General features: G+C 44.3%; 17 protein-coding genes. 8 read left to right on the top strand and 9 right to left on the bottom strand.

The features are described 5' to 3' along the window. Entirely contained in the window at positions 1-1,383 is a 1,383-nt protein-coding gene (mgtE, locus tag J7I42_RS32785; protein ID WP_209144343.1) for a magnesium transporter, read from the bottom strand. A 48-nt stretch (positions 1,384-1,431) separates the two neighbouring features. Between mgtE and J7I42_RS32780 the strand changes: the two genes are divergently transcribed. Further along, a complete protein-coding gene (locus tag J7I42_RS32780) occupies positions 1,432-1,884 on the top strand; it encodes an SET domain-containing protein (protein ID WP_209144341.1) in 453 nt (150 codons plus the stop codon). Positions 1,885-1,955: 71 nt separating this feature from the next. On the opposite strand, the gene J7I42_RS32775 is transcribed toward J7I42_RS32780, so the two are convergent. The 3 genes from J7I42_RS32775 to J7I42_RS32765 form a co-directional block, all read right to left on the bottom strand. Next, complete coding sequence (locus tag J7I42_RS32775) at positions 1,956-3,482, bottom strand: porin family protein (protein WP_209144338.1); 1,527 nt, start codon at positions 3,480-3,482, stop codon at positions 1,956-1,958. Further along, positions 3,466-4,053, bottom strand: a complete 588-nt coding sequence (locus J7I42_RS32770) for an RNA polymerase sigma factor (RefSeq protein ID WP_209144336.1) — start codon at positions 4,051-4,053, stop codon at positions 3,466-3,468. The genes J7I42_RS32775 and J7I42_RS32770 overlap by 17 nt, the downstream gene beginning before the upstream one ends. Before the next feature lie 354 nt (positions 4,054-4,407). Continuing rightward, a complete protein-coding gene (locus J7I42_RS32765; protein ID WP_209144334.1) occupies positions 4,408-5,838 on the bottom strand; it encodes a DUF4403 family protein in 1,431 nt (476 codons plus the stop codon). A gap of 150 nt (positions 5,839-5,988) precedes the next feature. On the opposite strand from J7I42_RS32765, the gene J7I42_RS32760 reads away from it, so the two are divergent. After that, positions 5,989-7,074 (top strand): M48 family metallopeptidase, encoded by a 1,086-nt coding sequence (locus J7I42_RS32760; protein ID WP_209144332.1) that lies wholly within the window; start codon positions 5,989-5,991, stop codon positions 7,072-7,074. Positions 7,075-7,079: 5 nt separating this feature from the next. On the opposite strand, the gene J7I42_RS32755 is transcribed toward J7I42_RS32760, so the two are convergent. The 4 genes from J7I42_RS32755 to J7I42_RS32740 form a co-directional block, all read right to left on the bottom strand. After that, positions 7,080-7,958 carry a bestrophin family protein gene (locus J7I42_RS32755; protein WP_209144330.1) on the bottom strand — a complete coding sequence of 293 codons (879 nt, stop codon included), beginning with the start codon at positions 7,956-7,958 and terminating at the stop codon, positions 7,080-7,082. A 100-nt stretch (positions 7,959-8,058) separates the two neighbouring features. After that, entirely contained in the window at positions 8,059-9,246 is a 1,188-nt protein-coding gene (locus J7I42_RS32750; RefSeq protein WP_209144328.1) for a hypothetical protein, read from the bottom strand. A gap of 591 nt (positions 9,247-9,837) precedes the next feature. Next, positions 9,838-10,302: a hypothetical protein gene (locus J7I42_RS32745; protein WP_209144326.1), complete on the bottom strand. Its 465-nt coding sequence runs from the start codon at positions 10,300-10,302 to the stop codon at positions 9,838-9,840. Between the two features lie 73 nt (positions 10,303-10,375). Beyond that, positions 10,376-11,470, bottom strand: coding sequence for a TolB family protein (locus J7I42_RS32740; protein WP_209144324.1), 1,095 nt, complete (start codon positions 11,468-11,470; stop codon positions 10,376-10,378). A gap of 183 nt (positions 11,471-11,653) precedes the next feature. On the opposite strand from J7I42_RS32740, the gene J7I42_RS32735 reads away from it, so the two are divergent. The 6 genes from J7I42_RS32735 (at position 11,654) to J7I42_RS32710 (ending at position 16,900) form a co-directional block, all read left to right on the top strand. After that, positions 11,654-12,664: a tetratricopeptide repeat protein gene (locus J7I42_RS32735; protein WP_209144322.1), complete on the top strand. Its 1,011-nt coding sequence runs from the start codon at positions 11,654-11,656 to the stop codon at positions 12,662-12,664. A gap of 39 nt (positions 12,665-12,703) precedes the next feature. Continuing rightward, positions 12,704-13,357 (top strand): ribulose-phosphate 3-epimerase, encoded by a 654-nt coding sequence (gene rpe / locus J7I42_RS32730; protein ID WP_209144319.1) that lies wholly within the window; start codon positions 12,704-12,706, stop codon positions 13,355-13,357. Between the two features lie 11 nt (positions 13,358-13,368). Then, positions 13,369-14,115 (top strand): class I SAM-dependent methyltransferase, encoded by a 747-nt coding sequence (locus J7I42_RS32725; protein ID WP_209144317.1) that lies wholly within the window; start codon positions 13,369-13,371, stop codon positions 14,113-14,115. A 568-nt stretch (positions 14,116-14,683) separates the two neighbouring features. Further along, complete coding sequence (locus tag J7I42_RS32720) at positions 14,684-15,769, top strand: Gfo/Idh/MocA family protein (RefSeq protein ID WP_209144315.1); 1,086 nt, start codon at positions 14,684-14,686, stop codon at positions 15,767-15,769. Positions 15,770-15,868: 99 nt separating this feature from the next. Then, positions 15,869-16,462 carry a hypothetical protein gene (locus tag J7I42_RS32715; protein WP_209144313.1) on the top strand — a complete coding sequence of 198 codons (594 nt, stop codon included), beginning with the start codon at positions 15,869-15,871 and terminating at the stop codon, positions 16,460-16,462. Between the two features lie 102 nt (positions 16,463-16,564). Beyond that, positions 16,565-16,900, top strand: coding sequence for a hypothetical protein (locus J7I42_RS32710; protein ID WP_209144311.1), 336 nt, complete (start codon positions 16,565-16,567; stop codon positions 16,898-16,900). A gap of 198 nt (positions 16,901-17,098) precedes the next feature. Here J7I42_RS32710 and J7I42_RS32705 read toward each other — a convergent pair whose 3' ends face one another. Beyond that, positions 17,099-17,455: a YciI family protein gene (locus tag J7I42_RS32705; RefSeq protein ID WP_209144309.1), complete on the bottom strand. Its 357-nt coding sequence runs from the start codon at positions 17,453-17,455 to the stop codon at positions 17,099-17,101. Positions 17,456-18,003 lie beyond the last annotated feature (548 nt).

The raw sequence follows: 18,003 nt of genomic DNA, 5'->3' as shown, positions 1-18,003 counted from the left end.
TTATAATAATATACCACTTAAAAATAAATAAGCAACTGAGAAATAAATGACCAGCCCCGTTACGTCAACAAGGGTGGCCACAAAAGGCGCAGAAGAAGTGGCAGGGTCAGCGCCTAATTTTTTTAATAAGATGGGCAGCATGGAACCCGATACCGTTCCCCACAAAACAACGCCTATTAGTGAAAAACCTACGGTACAACCCATTAGCACTGTGTGGCTACCGTAAGTATGAAAAATACTGTTCCATAATACCACCCGAATAAAACCAATGAGGCCTAATATGCTTCCCAGCAACAGCCCCGAAATGATCTCTCTGCGTAGGACCCGCCACCAGGCAGAAATGGTGATCTCACCAACGGCCATGGCCTGAATGATAAGGGTAGAAGCCTGCGACCCGCTGTTCCCACCGCTGGAAATAATAAGGGGAACAAACAGGGCCAGCACCACGGCTTTGGCAATCTCTTCCTCAAAATAGCCCATGGCGGTAGCGGTTAGCATTTCCCCCAGGAACAGCACTATTAACCAAACCACCCGTTTTTTAAACAGTTTGATGATGGGCATTTCCAGGTAGGGTTCGTCCAATGCTTCAGTACCCCCGATCTTTTGAATGTCTTCACTGAACTCTTCGTTGGCCACCCACAATACGTCGTCGATGGTCACAATTCCCAATAGGATGTTTTTATCGTCAACCACCGGCAGGGCCACGCGGTTATTCATTTTAAAGATCTGGTTGGCTACCTCCTGGTCGTCATTTACATTCAGGGTGATATAACGGTTATCAATAATTTCCCCTACCATTTTTTGAGGGTTGGCCAGAATGATCTCCCGGATCCGGATGTCATCCACAAACTCACCCCGGTCGTTCACCACGTATATCACGTCAATGGTTTCACTGTCTTTGCCTACCTCCCGAATATGCTCCAACACCTCCTGCACCGTCCAGTCAACATCAACCGCAATATAATCGGGGGTCATCAGGCGGCCCACACTGCTTTCGGGGTAGCCCAATAGTGAAAGGGTTACCCGGCGTTCGTCGGGATCAAGCAGTTTTATAAGCTCTTTTACCACCTCACTGGGTAATTCTTCCAGGAAGGCGGTACGATCATCCGCGGGGAGCTCGTTCAGCAGTTCGGCCGTTTTAAAGGGGGGTAAGTCCTGTATGATCTCCTTCTGGGCTGCCAGGTCAAGAATTTTGAATACGCTGGAGGCCCGGTGAATACTCATATTGCCGATGATCTGGCTCGAATATTCTGGGAACTCGTTAATGAGCTCCGCCACATCACTGATGTTCTGGTCGTTCAGGAACTCCCGCATCTGTAACATGTCTTCCTGCCCGATCAGGTGCAGAAACTGCTCTTTGGCGTTTTCAATTTCCATGCTCATGGGCCCAAATTTACCGAGTTATAATTTGAAAATACATAATTTGGAAATTTGAAAATAGGGATGACCAATTCTTCCCTTCATTATTCTACATTCGATATTCAATATTCAACATTTACGATGATTTTACCCTGCTTATTTATAGCGCCCACAAAGGAAATGGGGCGGGGCGTATTTACTTCCGAAAAGCTGAAGGCCGGTGCAATTGTAGAAATAGCGCCCGTGATCGTAATGAGCCAGAAAGACCGTGTGCTGATTGACCAAACCTTATTACACGATTATATCTTTGAATGGGGCGATAACCTTGACCAGTGTTGCATGGCGTTGGGCTATGTGCCTGTATATAACCATTCCTATAAATCGAACTGCGAATACGAAATGGATTACGACAGCCACACCATTTCTATAAAGACCGTTCGGGGTATTAAGGCGGGAGAGGAGTTATACATCAATTACAATGGTACCTGGAACGATGAAAAGAAACTGTGGTTTGAGGCGAAGTAAAAAAAACAGTCCCGGCAATATTGACGGGACTGAACGGTGTTAGTTGTAAAAGTGTGTCCAAACAGACTGCTCTATTTATTGTCTGATCTTTTCTTATTGAAGAAGGGCTTATACTTCAGGGCAAATAAAATACCATAACTGTTCATCCGCATTTCACCTTTGCCCAATCCGGTTAAGGGAATTTTTAAATAAGGCTCCGCCTGTACCGAGAAGCGCTTGCCCAAAGAACGTTCCATCCCTACCGAGAGGTTCAGTATAGAGAAAAAGTAGTTTGAATTGGTATCATTATACAAATCCTGCGGATAGGTTGGGCCGCCATTCCACCGGTAATACACATCATAATCTTCCTTATCCATCAGGTAGGTTGACAACCCCGTGCTGGCAAACCACCGGCGTTTTTCGTTAAAGGAAAAATCGTACCGCACATTAACGGGTATTTCCCACATAGAACAGTTCCCCTCTACGCTACTCACTGTTTTCATGTTTGGCATTGAGTAGTCCTTATATTTAAAATGTGAGCTATCTGTCTTGTAGAATTTTTTGGTATAAATAACACCGGTATTTACTGACCAGCGGTCCGAGAACCGGTAGCCAATTTGCAAACCAAAATTATAACCGGGTTTGTACAGTGGCCCAAATGCTACAGCACTCATATCCGGACCAACGATCGCCCCAATTTCCAATGGCTGTTGTATTTTATCCTTCTTCTTTTGTTGGGCTACGGGTTTAGTAGAATCGCCTGCAGACGCTGCCACTGTCTTCTTTACAGAATCAGTGTGGGCGCCGGTAGTTGGATTTGCAGTTACTACTTCATCATTCGTAGTCTTGTCAACGGTTGTGAGGCGGTTTTCAGGTGCCAACGTAGGGCTATTGTTAGCAGAGACTGTTGGTTCGGCTTGTTTATTTTGATTGCTGGTTGTGTTGCTGGAACGCCTGCCTGGTTTTTGTTTGGCTGGTTTATTCGACCTGCTGGTACCAATGACAGGGGCCATAACAGCGTAATTTAATGTGGCTGGCGCTTTCTGTATACGTACGCGGCCTGGTTTTGATCCTTTTTGGGACGTTGGTTTTTCAACCGGTTGGGTGGAAGGTTTGTTGGATGCCGTTACCGGAGCAGCGACCCCCTGGTTAATGCCGGGCTTGCTGGTGTTGATACCCGGTTTTGTTGTAGTGGTAGCAGGGGCAATTGTTGCCTGGTTGCTACCAATAGGTTGTTTTCCTGAATAGGGTGCAGTAGTTACCGGTGTTTCATGGGTACCGGTAACTGCTTCATGCTGGTTAGTGTTGGTGGTACGGGTATTGCCCGTTTGATTTTCTGGTAAAGGGGATGTGTTATCAGCTGCCGGAAAAGCGCTGGATACATTTTTGGCAATTGGGGTTGCCGGGTGATATTTTAAAATACCGGTCAATGCGCCGCCGGTAGTGGCGGTGATCAAAAACAGCCAGAAGAGGAAGCGACGCCGCTTCTTCTCCTTCGGCATTTCAATGTCGAGGCGTTGTTCCAGATGATCCCACCCGGAAGCACTAGCTCCCACCTCGAAACCTTCTGCGGCTTCGCGGCTTAAACGGTCTAGGTTATCGTCATCTAGGGGATACATACGCTTTAATAATATTTTTATTCTGCAAAAGTTTTCTCAGGTTATCTCGCGCTTTTGATAAATTGGATTTTGAGGCACCCACTGAAATACCCAGTGTTTGCGAAATTTCTTCATGGCTAAGCCCTTCTATTACAAATAAATTGAAAACAGCCCTATAGGCGGGTGATAGCAACCGGATGCTTTCTATGATCTCTTTGTAAGATAACATATCAATACCAGTTTCACCTTTATCAGCAATGGTTTCCGATTCATGCGTAAGCACATGGCCATCCACAGATGAATTGCTCTTTCGGTAATGATCTATGCAGGTATTGATTAATATTCGTTTGAACCAACCCTTGAGTGAAAGTAAGGTATCATCCTGCCTGGTCTCATCAAATTGGTGAATGTTCTTAAACAGCTTTACAAACCCTTCATTCACAATCTCTTCGCATTCTTCCATGGCATTGGTGTACCTGTAGCATATTTTCATGGCAAATCCCCGAAGCAAATAATATAGCTCCTTTTGGCTATTGCGCTCATTTTTGCGACAGCCACTCAGTAACGAGGAAATGTTTGAGTTATCTAGCAAGGGTGTTGGTTTGCGGGAATGTTTCTTTGCTAATTAATTGTTTTTCATAACTCAATCCCTATTACGAAGGATCAGTTTGGTCGGTTGCCTTAGGTCGAAAAATATTTCCAGCTGCTAAGGTAGATCAGATGATGTAAAAAAGCAATACGACGGGGTGTTTGTTCTGGGAGGCAGGGGGTAGGAAGTAAGAGGTAAGAAATAGGATGTAAGAAATGGCCCTTACTGGCGCAAACGTAGGGTCCCTTAGCTGGCGCAAGCGTCCGCTTGTGCCAGTATTCCCTCATCAACCCTATCAACCTGTTAACCTTGTCAACCCGTTAACGTGTTAACCAGCCTTCCTGGTCAACTGATCAACTACTTCTTAAGCATACTCGTAGGCGGCTGCCCAATGAACATCATGGTGCCCCGGATATAGGCCTGTATCTGAATATAATCTTTTTGTGGAAGCAGCCCCATCAGCCGGAATTCCTGGAATGTACCGGCAGTGCTCATCCAGGGAGTTACTTCCTGGTTTAAACGGGCTTCTATCACTTTCTTGTTCTTTTCAATAAGCGCAGCAATATCCAGTACCGACTGGTTGGCCAGTTGTTTCATGATCTTTTTCCTGAACAGGGCCTTGGCAATATTCACCATCATGTCTTTGGTGTCAAGCGCAAAGGTTACATCGGGCATCGAAAGCACCTGCTTTTCTGCATCCAGCACAGGTGTGCCTGACAGGTGCAACATCCCTTTGCGGTTACCGGTGAAGGAAACATCTACCTGTATTTTGCCATTATTGGTACCGCTCAGGTTAACCTCTTTTATCACAAAGGTGCGTCCTTCTACTTCAAAGGGCTTGTTTACCAGACTATCGGTCATCAACTTATTAAAGAAGCTATATTGGTACACGGCATCGAGATAAGTGCTGATCCCGGTGGAGTATTGGGAATTGCTGATGGGCGGAAGGGCGGCGTGTGTAACCAGCCGCTGGCTGTCCGACGAGAATTTTGGTTCCCCATTATAGCCAATTGAAAAATATAAGGTATCACGAAATAAATTGAAGTTGCTAACCCGCAAGGCAGATGGATTAAGGTTCAAAAATCCATACGTGCTGATGGGAATAACCCGGCTGCCGCCACTGCGCCATTGGCGCAGCATCTCGTTGTTATTAAGGGTTTGAACAAATTTGTCGAAGGTACCGCAGGTGCTTTCTACAGAGGCTTTAATACTATCGAGTATTTCACCGGTCAGGTCGTTTTGCATCAGGGTGACCTCGCATTTATCCAGCGCGTTTATTTTGTCTAATTTGGTATTGGTAAGCAGCTGGTGATTGGGTAATAAAGTAAGGGCAGAACTGATATTGAGATCGACGCGGCGCAGGGGTTCGTTGCCAAAACCACAGCTGCCACTCACCCAGGGTGATACCTGTTTGTCCATGGCGCACACCGCTTTACTGCCTGCGATCTGGTAACTACCGCGAAAACCGATGGTCACTTTATTGTTTACGCAGCCAAACGTAAAAGGCGAGCGTACAAAACGGAATTTATAACGGAAATCACAACCCGATTGGGTATAGTTGGGCCATTTATCGTTGGTGAATTCTTTAGCGGTGCCGGAATCCATCATCGCCAGTAATGGCTTCATATAGATCTTAAAGGGAATATTGATAATCGAAGAAGGCAGGGGAGGCAACAAGCGGGCCGGTGTTTCGGCTGGGGGTTGAATGGTTACTTTTTTACTGCTGTTACAGGCTGAGATACAAATCAGTAATGCTACTACAGGAAGGAAACCAGGAATGTGTTTCATAGTGGAAAGGGAAAAGTTTCTAGACTCAAATATACTTCTTACCTCCGACTTCTTACCTCCTACCTCCGATTCTCCTTAGCAGAAGGCAATTTTCAGGAACTAAATCTTGAAATTTAAAACTAGGCAACTAAAAGCTAATTTAGTGCCAAGATGACGACGACCTATTCTGCAACCTATCATACGGCAAACGGCCGCTATTATCAGGCGGTTATTTTTTTATCGGCGGTAACCATCACCATTCGTTATCGCAATGAAGAAAACCAGGAAAAGGATGTGAACTGGCTTACAAAAGACATTATTGTATTTAATAAACTGGTTGTAGGGGGGGAATTGCAATACCGGAATGCCAGTGGGGAAATTGAACGCCTGGGTATTAGGGACCAGCAATTGATCGACGCCCTTCAAAAGACCCTTTCACATCATCGCGTGTTTGGAAACGCGCCCACCCGCGTGCTGGGTAACATTTGGATAAAGCTGGGCGGTATAGCCCTCATCATTTTACTTTTGTTGCTGGCGACTTACATATGGTTGGTGCCGGTACTGGGTGAAAACATGGCCAACCGGTTTTCAAAGCAATCAGAGATCAGCATGGGCGAGCAAATGTACCAGTCGGTAAAATCGCAGTACCGCATCGATAGCCAAAAAACAGCTATTCTTAACGAGTTTTATAAACAGCTCCATTACAATGTAGGATATCCCGTTTCCATTACTGTAGTGGAGTCGAATGAAATGAATGCCTTTGCCATTCCCGGTGGACATATAGTCGTGTATGATGCCATTCTGGACCGGATGAAAACACCGGAAGAACTGGCCGCCTTGTTGGGCCATGAAGCTTCTCATATAGCTTTACGGCACTCCCTGCGTAATATCTTTCGCAGTATGGCCCGGCAAATGTTCCTTTCTGTTATTGTAGGCGATCAATCGGGTATAGCATCGGTAGTGGTCAATAATGCCGATGCCTTAAAAGGACTGCAATATTCACGTTCGCTGGAAACCGAGGCCGATGACAATGGGCTGCAATTGATGGTAAAAAACAATATTAACCCGCAAGGTATGAGGCGGCTGATGCAACTGTTGCAAAAAGAAAGCGGTGGCGGTGAACCAGCCGCATTCCTAAGCACGCATCCGGTATTTAAAGACCGGATAAAAAATATTGAAACGAAGCTACAACAGCTGCCCGCTGTAACCACTGCCAATGATAGCCTGAAAACGATCTTTCATTCCATATACGAGTAGGCTGCTTACAGTATAATTTCAGCCACATGTTTTTTGATGTTGGAAGCCATCTTCGTCATAGGTAGATCATTTTCGTCAGAACCAAATGGGTCTTCAATTTCTTCAGCGATCAATTCCAGGCTGGCCAGTACATAAAATATAAAGGCTACCACAGGTATGGCCAGGTAACCCAGACTAATGGCCAGGCTGAAAGGCAGCGTCATTACATAAAAGAAAATGAATTTCTTTAGGAACACGCTATAGGAAAAGGGGATGGGGGTGTTCTTGATACGTTCACAGGCGCCGCAGATATCCGTAAATGAGAGTAGTTCATTATTGAGGATGATCAGTTGATCGCCTTTTATTTTCCCTTCTTCATACAGTCTGTTTACCCGTTGCATCAGCATGGAGGCTACCTGATTGGGCATATGGCGATTGCTATCCAGGTTCAGTTCAGTGTGTTCCTGTTCATCCAGCGCCAGGCGGGTTGATTCTGCATGCAGGTGATGTGCCAGTACCGAGGCATACATGGGAATTGTTTTTCTAAAGAAAGCGCGGTGCGCTTCTTCTTCAACAGGCAGCATACTTTGCAGTTTTATGGCCAGGTTACGGCTGTTGTTCACCAGTGAGCCCCATAGTTTACGGCCTTCCCACCAGCGGTCATACGCGGTATTGGTCCTGAATACGAGCAGCATCGATATCACGAAGCTGAGAAGCGTATGCATGGTAGTTATATTGGTAATATGGCTGTTCTTGGATAGCATAAAGATATGCAGTTCCAGAAAAGTAATGACCCAGCTATATATACAAATAGCTATAATAAGCGGCGATAATTGACGTAAGGTGTCAGCCTTATGAAAGCGGAAAATAAAAGTAAACCAGTCTTTAGGATTATATGTGATCATAGTCGAGGTTCTTACTGGCAAGGTACGGATAAAATAAAAAAAGCATTGAGGCGAACCTCAATGCTCTAAACAGCTTAATTCCTTCAATCAGGTCTGGGACTTAAAATTTATTAGGTTTCGTCCAGGCATTGGCCGGGAACGATGGGTTTAGATCGTAGCTTTCGTAAGTGATCGTTTGAGCGTGTTTACCAGCCTGCATGATCTCAGTATACGGTAACATAATACCGCCTGTTTTCTTGAAATCAGAGTAGGTAATGGTTGTAGTACCACTCAGCGGGTCAACCATGATCAATGCTTCCAGTTTGTTGCTCTTGTTGTTGATGATATAACCGGCACGCATGCTGTTTACTGTTACCATTATGGACGACAGGTCATATTGCGTTGTTTGCAGGGTGGCGGTAGATTTTTCGAGGATGGGTGCTTTTAAACCTAAGATCCCACAATACAGATAGCGTTTCAGTTCTGTTACACGTTGGGGCGTCAAAGCTGCATAACCAGTGCCATCAAAGCTCCAACCGCTGTTGCCTTCCATTTGCTCCAACAAAATGACATTGCCTTGCAACGATGATTCCAAACGTACGATCTGACGGTTGAAATCGGCCATCATTGTCAACGTAAGGTTATTGGTGCTCATCACCGCTTTCAGCGAGTTAAGGTTGTCGAGGCTTTTGCCGCCATGTACCTGGTTGGCTGCTTTCATCAGGTTCATTCCAGCTTCCAGAATATCATTTGATTTACTGGTAGTAACTATTGGTGCGGCGGTGGTAGTAGTTGGTTTTGCGATATCGCCATGTTTGGCCATTTCTTCTTCATCGAGGTAGTAGATATCACCATTGATAACAACAATTTGCTTTTGGTTGTTGTCGTTGAAGAGGCTATAGCTGGCAGTTTTGCCATTGTCGTATTTCAGGCCTAACTGACCCTGGTTGATAGTATAAGAACCGCCATCTCCATTGTTAGTGGTAAGCGTGGCAGTACGTTTAAATTTACCATCGGTAAAATAAAAGCCATCTGTTTTACCGCTCGATCTTACAAATTTGTAAAAACCATTAGGTACAGCAGTGGAAATATTAAGTCTTACAAATGTAGCTGCGCCAGACTGGCCGGTTTCGCCGGTAACACTTAACAGGATAATTTTTTCAGAACCATCGTTGAGGAATTTCATTTTCAACTGATTTCCGGTAATTGAGTAAGTACCGTCAATCCGCTTTTGCCAATCTGCTTTGTCTAAACCACTACAAAAAGAGGAGTTGGGTCTGAAATAAAAAGCATAATCAGTTCTTACCATTGAGCCGGCGTCAGAACTTTGATCATACTCATACGCAGTACCTGCGTATACAGCATTGATAGTTTGTGCTAATAGGGTCGAACTCGAGAACAGTAAGCATAAAAATAATAAAACGCTAGTACGGATTCTCACCAAGGTGTTAAGTGTCATGATAACGTTTACAATTTGTAGTTTCAAAAAGTCTGCCGAAATAAAATATTCCTTATAAAAACAAATCCAATAAAACTCTAGATAAATAATTCATTAGGAGCAAGCAAGTAGGAAAGCCTTTCGTTTTATGTATACTACAGCCATATAAGCCACGTTGCTACATGGAAAAAAATACAAACCGCCACAAAAACGTACAGCGTAACTCGAATATTGTGTTGTAATTCATTTTGTTACATGACATCACGAATTGAGATAAGTGGGTTGAAATGAGGCAGATAGGTGGTCATGTTAGTGAAGAAGAATTCGAAAAGACTGGTTTAGAGCGCATTATTTTTCGATGTAAATGCGCTAAAGCCGTATTTAGCAGGATTGAAAATAATGTAAAATGCCTCCCGGGACCGGAAGGCATTTTATAAATATTATATAATTGTCAATTCAACATTACATGCCTGGGATAAGGGCCCGGCCAATTCCTGGTCTGGACGGCCAGGGAATTGCTGCCAGTATTACCACTAATGCAATTAAAAAGAACCAGAAGGCTTTTTTGTATTTGGCATAATCAGAGATCGATTTTTTTGCCTGACCTCTGCCTACGGTTATAAGTGCAATGGCAATGATCATCATCACCGGATGTTCTACCCAGTAAAAGCGATAAAAAGGATCTTTCATTACGCTTACTCCTTCAGGTGTACCATTTATGATACCAAACTTGCCAACGAACAATAATATTAATCCTATCAGCAAAGTGGTATGGGCACTGATCATGGTAAATAACCACAATTTTTTGTCACCAGCCGATAACGCTTTTTTACCGCTGAAACCTGAAAGGCTCTTTACGATTGATGCCAGTAACAAGATCAAAAGTATCCAACGGAGCCAGCTATGTAGTGCAACTAAAAAATTCATAATGTGGGGATTTGGCCGCAAAGCTAATGGGGGCAAGTTGAAATCTCAAATTTGATTCGGGAATAACCTGTCTTCATTCCACCCAATCGGCAATAAAAATGTTGGTGTCATGGGTACCCCCATTGTTGCGGTTGCTGCAGAACACGATCTTTTTACCATCCAAACTGAACATGGGAAAGGCATCAAACCCTTTGTCCCGGCTTATTTTCTGCAGCCCCCTGCCATCCGCCTGCATAATATACAGGTTGAATGGAAAGCCTCTTTTATATTCATGGTTCGACGCAAAGATGATGCGTTTACTATCTGGTAAAAAAGCCGGGGCCCAGTTGGCTTGTCCCAGATTGGTTACCTGGTGGGCATTGCTGCCATCGGCATCGGCAATGAAAACTTCCATTTGGGTAGGCGCTACCAGGTTTTCGGCCAGCAGCTCCTTATACGATTGCAGGGCTTCGGGTGTTTGCGGTCGTGAAGCGCGCCAGATGATCTTTTTGCCATTGGGGCTGAACCAGGCACCGCCATCATAACCCGGCGTATTGGTAATGCGTTTTTCTTTGCCTGTCGCCAGGTCCATCATGTACAGGTCAATATCGCCGTCTTTAACACTGGTATAGATCATCTTTTTGCCATCGGGCGAAAGCGTTGCTTCTGCATCATAACCTTTGCTGTGGGTAAGCTGCTTAACGATGTTCCCATCCAGATCGGCCATAAAAATATCGTAGCTGCTGTATAGTGGCCAGATGTATTTGTTACCATATTTCGATCGGTCGGGCAGTGGCGGGCAACTGTCGCCACCCAAATGGGTGGAGGCATAAATGATATGTTTACCGTCCCTCGTAAAAAAGCCGCAGGTGGTCCTGCCTTTACCGCTGCTTATCCTTTTGTAAGTGAATGGGGTCCCTGGCGCCGGTATCTTGCCAGCAAAGATCTGGTCACAGGGCAGACCGTCTTTAACACTGGTGCGTTGAAAAACCAGCCATTGGCCATCATAACTGAAATAGGCTTCGGCATTGTCACCACCAAAAGTTAGTTGTTGAATATTCCTGAAATGTTTTTCTTCAGGATAAAGAATTGTGTCGGCCTGTTGCCAGGTAGCCGTTACAGGCAATGGCGCATGGTTAAAAGCAGTGATGAAAAAAACAGTTATAACGGCCAGCAGGGACAGCCTCATATATGTATTTGTACCCATTAAATGAAGATAATTTTGTTAAATAGCTTGCATGTCAGAATATTGTCATAAGTACTAGATAAAAATCGGTTAGTTTTGCCTCGGTCGCCGTAGCTTTAGCGAAGGCGAACCGTTGACAATATTTTTAATACATGCCGGCCTTTGAAAAAAATATATATAACGCAGATGAAAAAATGGTTCTCTTTACAGCCTTTATTGTTAGTTGGCTTGTTTTGTTGGTTATACAGTTGCAGGTCCGGAGGGGAAAAGGAATCGCCCGAAAAAATTTTAAGTTCACCACCCTATGCAGGGTTGACCGATAGTATTAAAAGATTCCCGCAAAATCAGGACCTATACCTGGAAAGAGCCATATTGCTTTCTCAAAACAATCGACATGAACTGGCTGCGGGTGATTATAAACAAGCCTGGGAATTAAAACCTGAGGAACATATCGCCCTGCAATATGTATCGAACCTGATGTTGGTGAATCACCCGAAAGAAGCGATAGACCTGTTAAAAGAATGCATTGTTAAATGGCCCGCCAATCCTGATCTGCACCGCCGTTTAAGCGAGATCTATGCACAAATTGGCGAAACCCAAAAAGCCATTGGTCAATACGATGAATGGGCGCAGCAGGACTCCACTAATTTTGAAGTGTGGTATGAAAAAGGCGCCTTGTTAACCCAGTTAAAAGATACACCCGCCGCCATTACCGCGCTGGAACATGCCTACCGGATAGCACCCATCAATTACAACGGACTGGCCCTGGCGAGTTTGTATGGAGCTACCTTAAATCCCAAAGTGATCACCATTTGCGATGAACTGTTGCGTAAGGATACATCTGATATCACCGATGACGTCTTGTACCTCAAAGGCAGTTATTATTCAGATACCAAACAATACGACAAGGCCTTGCAGATGTTTAATCAATGCATAAGCCGTGACTGGAAATTCACTGACGCCTATATTGAAAAGGGCATTGTCTTACATGACCTGAAGAAATACGACAGCGCCTTGAGCGTATTCACCATGGCTGCCACCGTTACCAATACCAGTGCTGATGCCTGGTACTGGATGGGGCGCTGTTATGAAGCAATGGGTAAAAAAGACAAGGCCCTGGAGAATTATGAAAGAGCTGTGGCCCTTGATAAAAACTTTGAAGAAGCACACGAAGGAATAAGAAGATTGAAAAAGTAGTTTCAACTTTCAACTTTCAACATTAAACTCTGAACTAGCATGGCTATAGTAGCACCATCATTTTTATCAGCTAACTTTTTAAATCTGGAAGCAGATTGTAAAATGATCAATGAAAGTGAGGCCGACTGGTTTCATTTAGATGTAATGGACGGCCGTTTTGTTCCCAACATTACATTTGGCCCCATGATCATTGAGTTTATTCGAAAAACAACTGCTAAAGTTTGTGATGTGCACCTGATGATCGTTGAGCCCGAAAAATATGTGGAAGATTTTAAAAAGGCAGGGGCTGATATCCTCACTGTACACGAAGAATGCTGTGTACATTTACACCGCAACATTCAACAGATAAAATCGCTGGGTATGCAGGCAGGTGTGGCATTAAACCCACATACCCCTGTTGAGTCGTTAAAAGAAGTGCTGGATGATCTTGACCTGGTATTGATCATGAGTGTGAACCCGGGTTTTGGCGGACAGAAATTTATTCCCAATACACTGAACAAGATCAGGACCCTGCGCCGGATGATCGATGAACGCGGGCTATCTACCAAAATAGAGATCGATGGCGGCGTTACCCTGGATAATGCACCCGTGATCATGAAAGCTGGCGCCGACGTACTGGTAGCTGGTAACACCGTATTCAAATCAAAAGATCCCAAAGACACAATAGCACAATTGAAAAAGATAACGAGATAAATATAAAGGGTATGGCAAAAGACCTTTTCAGTAACCAGGCTGCGTTGTATGCACAATACCGACCTGTTTATCCGGTCGAATTATATGACTTCATTTTGCAGCATATAACCAACCCCCAACAGGCCTGGGATTGCGCCACGGGTAATGGACAGGCTGCCGTTGAATTGGCCCGCTATTTTGAAAAGGTAATGGCTACAGACATCAGCGAAAAGCAGTTACAGCAGGCCATTCCAAACGACAGGATCACCTATGCCGTTTCCACCGCTGAGCAAACCCCTTTCCCCGATAACAGTTTTGATTGTATTACCGTAGCCCAGGCATATCACTGGTTCCAGTTTGAAGCATTTGGTAAAGAAGTACAGCGCATTGCCCGCCCAGGGGCTATTGTTGCCATCTGGGGTTATAGTCTCATTGTAGGTGAGGACGAGGCGCTGAATACACTCATCCAATCATTTTACCGCGATACCGTAGGCGCGTACTGGGACAAAGAAAGAAGGTACATCGATGAACACTACACAAAGGTGCCTTTTCCCTATGAGCCTTTGCCCTCGAAAGAATTTCGAATAAACGTTCAATGGCACCGGCAGCAGTTGATCGGTTACTTTAATACCTGGTCAAGCGTACAGCATTTTATAAAAGCGCATCAATATAACCCGGTTGATGAGTTGGCGACCGTTATCGCTAACCTGTGGCCGGATGATAGTATAAAGAGTTTTTATTTTCCATTGTTCCTGAAGTTGGGTAGGGTTGTGAAGTAGGTGGTAGGGAGTTGATCAGTTAACCTGTTGATCAGTTGACCAGGAAGACAGAAGGAGGTAAGATGTAGGAGGTAGGAAGTAAGAAGTAGGAGGTAAGATGTTGGAAGTTAATAGATTGACAAGGAAGTTGATAGAGTTGATGGGGTTGATAAGGAAGTAAGAAGTAGGAGGTATGCTGGAAAAAGTTAAAGGACGAAAGAGGAAAGTTGAAGGATTGAGAGGCAACAGAAAATGAGTGTTTAGAGTGAAATGAATCACGAGCCGAAGGCGAATAGTTGTAATGGATCAACCGAGCCGCAGGCGAGGATGTGAATTGAATTAGCATCGAGCCACAGGCGAGAATTGAGGTTTCCCGGCCGCGTTGCGGTTTTCACGTTTCTCGTTTCCCGACTTGTCGGGATTTCACGACTGCCGATTGCCGATTCAGGATTGCCGATAATAATCGACCCTCTGCAATAAGGACTTTCACGTTTCTCGTTTGACGTATCACGACTGCCGATTGCCGATTCAGGATTGCCAACGACTCAATATACATAAGACTTACTTTAAGAAACAAGCACCTTATAACATGACTCGCATCAAATCAGCAATCATCGGTTGTGGCAAAATGGCCCAGGTCCATGCGCAGGCATTAAAGAACATTGAAGAAACAGAACTGGTAGCTGTGCAAAGCCGCAGTGCAGATAAAGCGGCGGCTACGGCAGCCCGCTTTGGGGTAAAGGCCTATTCGGATATTGCCGAAATGATACAAAAAGAGCAGGTACAGGTAGTGGTTATTTGTACACCCCATCCCGCTCACCGCGAAGGCGCTATAATTGCTATGCAGCAGGGCGCTCATGTGCTCACGGAAAAACCACTGGCGGTTTCCCTGGAAGATTGTGATGCCATGATGGAAGCTGCTGCCAAATACAACAAACAGGTAGGTATGGTAAGCCAGCGCCGGTTCTACCCCGCCTGTTATCGCATAAAGCAGGCCATAGATGCCGGAAAGCTGGGCACACCCATGTTAGGTTCGGTAGTGATGTATGGCTGGCGCGATGAAAAATATTATAAAAGCAATCCCTGGCGTGGCAGTTGGGATAAAGAAGGCGGTGGCGTGCTGGTAAACCAGGCACCACACCAGCTCGATCTGTTGCAGTGGTATATGGGCAGTGAAATGGAAGAAGTGTATGGTGTGTGGCAAAATATAAATCACCCTTATATAGAAGTAGATGATACGGCATCGGCCATTATCAGGTTTAAGAATGGCGCAGTGGCCAATATTATCGTAAGCAATGCACAAAAGCCCGGACTGTATGGCAAAGTGCATATACATGGCTCTAATGGTGCATCGGCCGGTGTACAAACAGATGGAGGCGCCATGTTCCTGCCCGGACAACCAGCCGTGCTGGAACCACCGTTAAATGATATCTGGACGGTACCGGGTGAAGAACAACAATTGGAAGCCTTTCATAAAGCAGACCGGGCCGAATTCAATTCTACCAACGATCCCGTTGAATATTATGTTCGTCAACAGAACCGCGACTTTATAATAGCCATAGGGGAGAACAGGACGCCATTGGTGACGGCTAAAGAAGGAAGAAAAACAGTGGAGCTGTTCACCGCTATTTATCGATCTACAAAGGAACGGAAACCCATTCGCTGGCCCCTGTAAATAATTATCAGCTTCCTGAGAAAAAAAGTCTACAGAAATACTGTTTTATAGAAGCGATTGCACGTAGCAATTTTTGCATCACCCAATAAAACAGTGAGTATGGCAACTGCAAACGGAAAGTCGAAGAAGAGGACGCAAAAGGAAGCTGATAAGGACCTTTCCAAAACCTACAATCAGTTCAAGGAATTTGAAGGGCATAAGTATACAGGAATGAAGATAGGACGTAGTCATAAGTGGTACTACGATAAAGGCGAATGGAAAGAAACAAAAGTAACGCCCGATCTATGGACCATCACCTATGCGGTCACCAAACGGCGGGCAGGTAAAGCACCGGAAGGATCGGGTGTACCCATAGGAACAGAATATCATTGGTATATACTGGCCCATCAGCATGTACGTAAGTTAAATGCGAATGATTATACTACTGCACTCACAGGCCTTAAATATAAACTCGCCCATAAAAGGGCCGATAAAGACAGATGGAATATAAGCGATAAAGCCCAGCGTAAGCGGTTGATAAAAATGTTGAAAGACATGATCGTTCAACTCGAAAACGCACCGGAAAACGTAAGTCAGGCCCCTGAAACGAAGATCGTTCCTGCCCCTAAAAAAGCAATGACAAAACCAGCAGCTGCCTCCACAAGAAGAAAGAAAACTGCTACCCGTAAAAAGAAAGCGGTAAAGGAGGTGTGAAAATAATTCCTCAGCTATCCATGTCGTTAATTTTCAGTAGATAAGCTGAAGTTGGCCATGGCAGCGGATTTGCATAAATATATATGAAGCAAACACTTTGTTATGGTAATAAATGAAAAAGAATTTCCAGTAGTTGTGCAGGCCTATCAACCTGCTGCTGATGGAGAATTATTTGTGGCCGAACAAATGGTGAGAAATCAAGCTGAAACAGATTCGTTCAGCAGCCGATACGCCGGTTATATTATAAAGGCAAGAGTGGTAAAAGAAAATGAATTGGTTACAGATTATGGCAATAACAATGGACATCGTGCAAGACGTACGGCTGTGCATCGCCGGGGAATGCCGGCATGGGCAATTCTTTTACTAATAGTTGTTGTACTGGTTGTGGTGGGATTCACCACTGGGTGGATCCAAAAAACCTTTGAATTAAATTTGTAATAGAGAAATTAAGTTCGTTCCGTTTTCGTTAACCGGAGGATAATTGTTAAGCCGAGTTATAAACGTACCCGCGTTATCCACCGGTTTTTTTAGCTAATTAGTGTTAGGAAAAAATATATGAAAAACCAAAAAAGGAAAGCTTCAAGTTGTAGTTTATATTGTACAGCTTGAAGCTTTTTGTTTTTAATGTGCTGTCTGCTATGGTAATTTATCACCCGGTAAACCCAAACCGGTTACAATTTCATATTCAAAAATACCGGCTTCTATAGCAGGATCTTTATCCATCAGGCGTTTCACTTCTTCTTTATCGATCGTATTATAGATGGCAATAGCTGCCAGGTTGCTGTCATTGTCCTTTATGGGCATGGTCAATACCATGTGGTTATCACGGCGTTGCTCAAACACATAGGGCAGGTGTTCGCTTTGAATGATGCGGGGAGTATCGCTAAGACCATAATTTTCACCCTTCATTAATACTACCAGCGTATAAGGTTTAATACTGGCCAGTTTGGTCATGATCTCGGGTGATACAAATTGAAATGCTGGGTTACTCATTGGTTGATTTTTGATTTAGTATAGATTTGAAATGGAAATCTGCCTTCGGAAATGGGTAAAAGGGCGGGACTTATATAACGCAATTTAATATTTACACCGAATTGCAGCCGGGTCTGTTTTAAATAAGGACAAAAAAAAGGGCCGAATAGACATTCAGCCCTTTATAAAAAACCGTCTTCCTGATAATATGTTGATGTAGTTACAATCAGATTAAGGAACCACCTGATCTTCACATGACCTGCAAGCTGTTTTTTACATCTTGATTCGTCGCATGGTTGATACCCTAATTTCCAACCGAATGCCAAATAAGTAAAATGCTAGTAACCAGTTTTTTAATTTCGTGCCAGTTCCCATGCCAGTCCCCGGTAGGGAACAATTTTCCAGGATTTGGTTGGTATAAGATCACTGGTACATAAAACCACTTATCAGTAAAGCATATGTGTAAATTGATGTTGATCAATTGCAAGTGTTTGTTTGCGTTATAAGTACGGGTTGATAGAGTTGATAAGGGTTGACCGGTTGACGAGTTGATCAAGCAGTTAACACGT

It is taken from the genome of Niastella soli (assembly GCF_017742245.1).
GTDB lineage: Bacteria > Bacteroidota > Bacteroidia > Chitinophagales > Chitinophagaceae > Niastella > Niastella soli.
The sequence above is the reverse complement of the archived record's forward strand: the minus strand, read 5'-3'. Positions and strand labels throughout refer to the sequence as shown.

Coding starts and splice junctions, on each gene's coding strand:
- mgtE (WP_209144343.1), bottom strand. CDS start 1,383: ATGAGCATGGAAATTGAAAACGCCAAAGAGCAGTTTCTGCACCTGATC.
- J7I42_RS32775 (WP_209144338.1), bottom strand. CDS start 3,482: ATGTATCCCCTAGATGACGATAACCTAGACCGTTTAAGCCGCGAAGCC.
- J7I42_RS32765 (WP_209144334.1), bottom strand. CDS start 5,838: ATGAAACACATTCCTGGTTTCCTTCCTGTAGTAGCATTACTGATTTGT.
- J7I42_RS32760 (WP_209144332.1), top strand. CDS start 5,989: ATGACGACGACCTATTCTGCAACCTATCATACGGCAAACGGCCGCTAT.
- J7I42_RS32755 (WP_209144330.1), bottom strand. CDS start 7,958: ATGATCACATATAATCCTAAAGACTGGTTTACTTTTATTTTCCGCTTT.
- J7I42_RS32750 (WP_209144328.1), bottom strand. CDS start 9,246: ATGGTAAGAACTGATTATGCTTTTTATTTCAGACCCAACTCCTCTTTT.
- J7I42_RS32745 (WP_209144326.1), bottom strand. CDS start 10,302: ATGAATTTTTTAGTTGCACTACATAGCTGGCTCCGTTGGATACTTTTG.
- J7I42_RS32740 (WP_209144324.1), bottom strand. CDS start 11,470: ATGAGGCTGTCCCTGCTGGCCGTTATAACTGTTTTTTTCATCACTGCT.
- J7I42_RS32735 (WP_209144322.1), top strand. CDS start 11,654: ATGAAAAAATGGTTCTCTTTACAGCCTTTATTGTTAGTTGGCTTGTTT.
- rpe (WP_209144319.1), top strand. CDS start 12,704: ATGGCTATAGTAGCACCATCATTTTTATCAGCTAACTTTTTAAATCTG.
- J7I42_RS32725 (WP_209144317.1), top strand. CDS start 13,369: ATGGCAAAAGACCTTTTCAGTAACCAGGCTGCGTTGTATGCACAATAC.
- J7I42_RS32720 (WP_209144315.1), top strand. CDS start 14,684: ATGACTCGCATCAAATCAGCAATCATCGGTTGTGGCAAAATGGCCCAG.
- J7I42_RS32715 (WP_209144313.1), top strand. CDS start 15,869: ATGGCAACTGCAAACGGAAAGTCGAAGAAGAGGACGCAAAAGGAAGCT.
- J7I42_RS32710 (WP_209144311.1), top strand. CDS start 16,565: ATGGTAATAAATGAAAAAGAATTTCCAGTAGTTGTGCAGGCCTATCAA.
- J7I42_RS32705 (WP_209144309.1), bottom strand. CDS start 17,455: ATGAGTAACCCAGCATTTCAATTTGTATCACCCGAGATCATGACCAAA.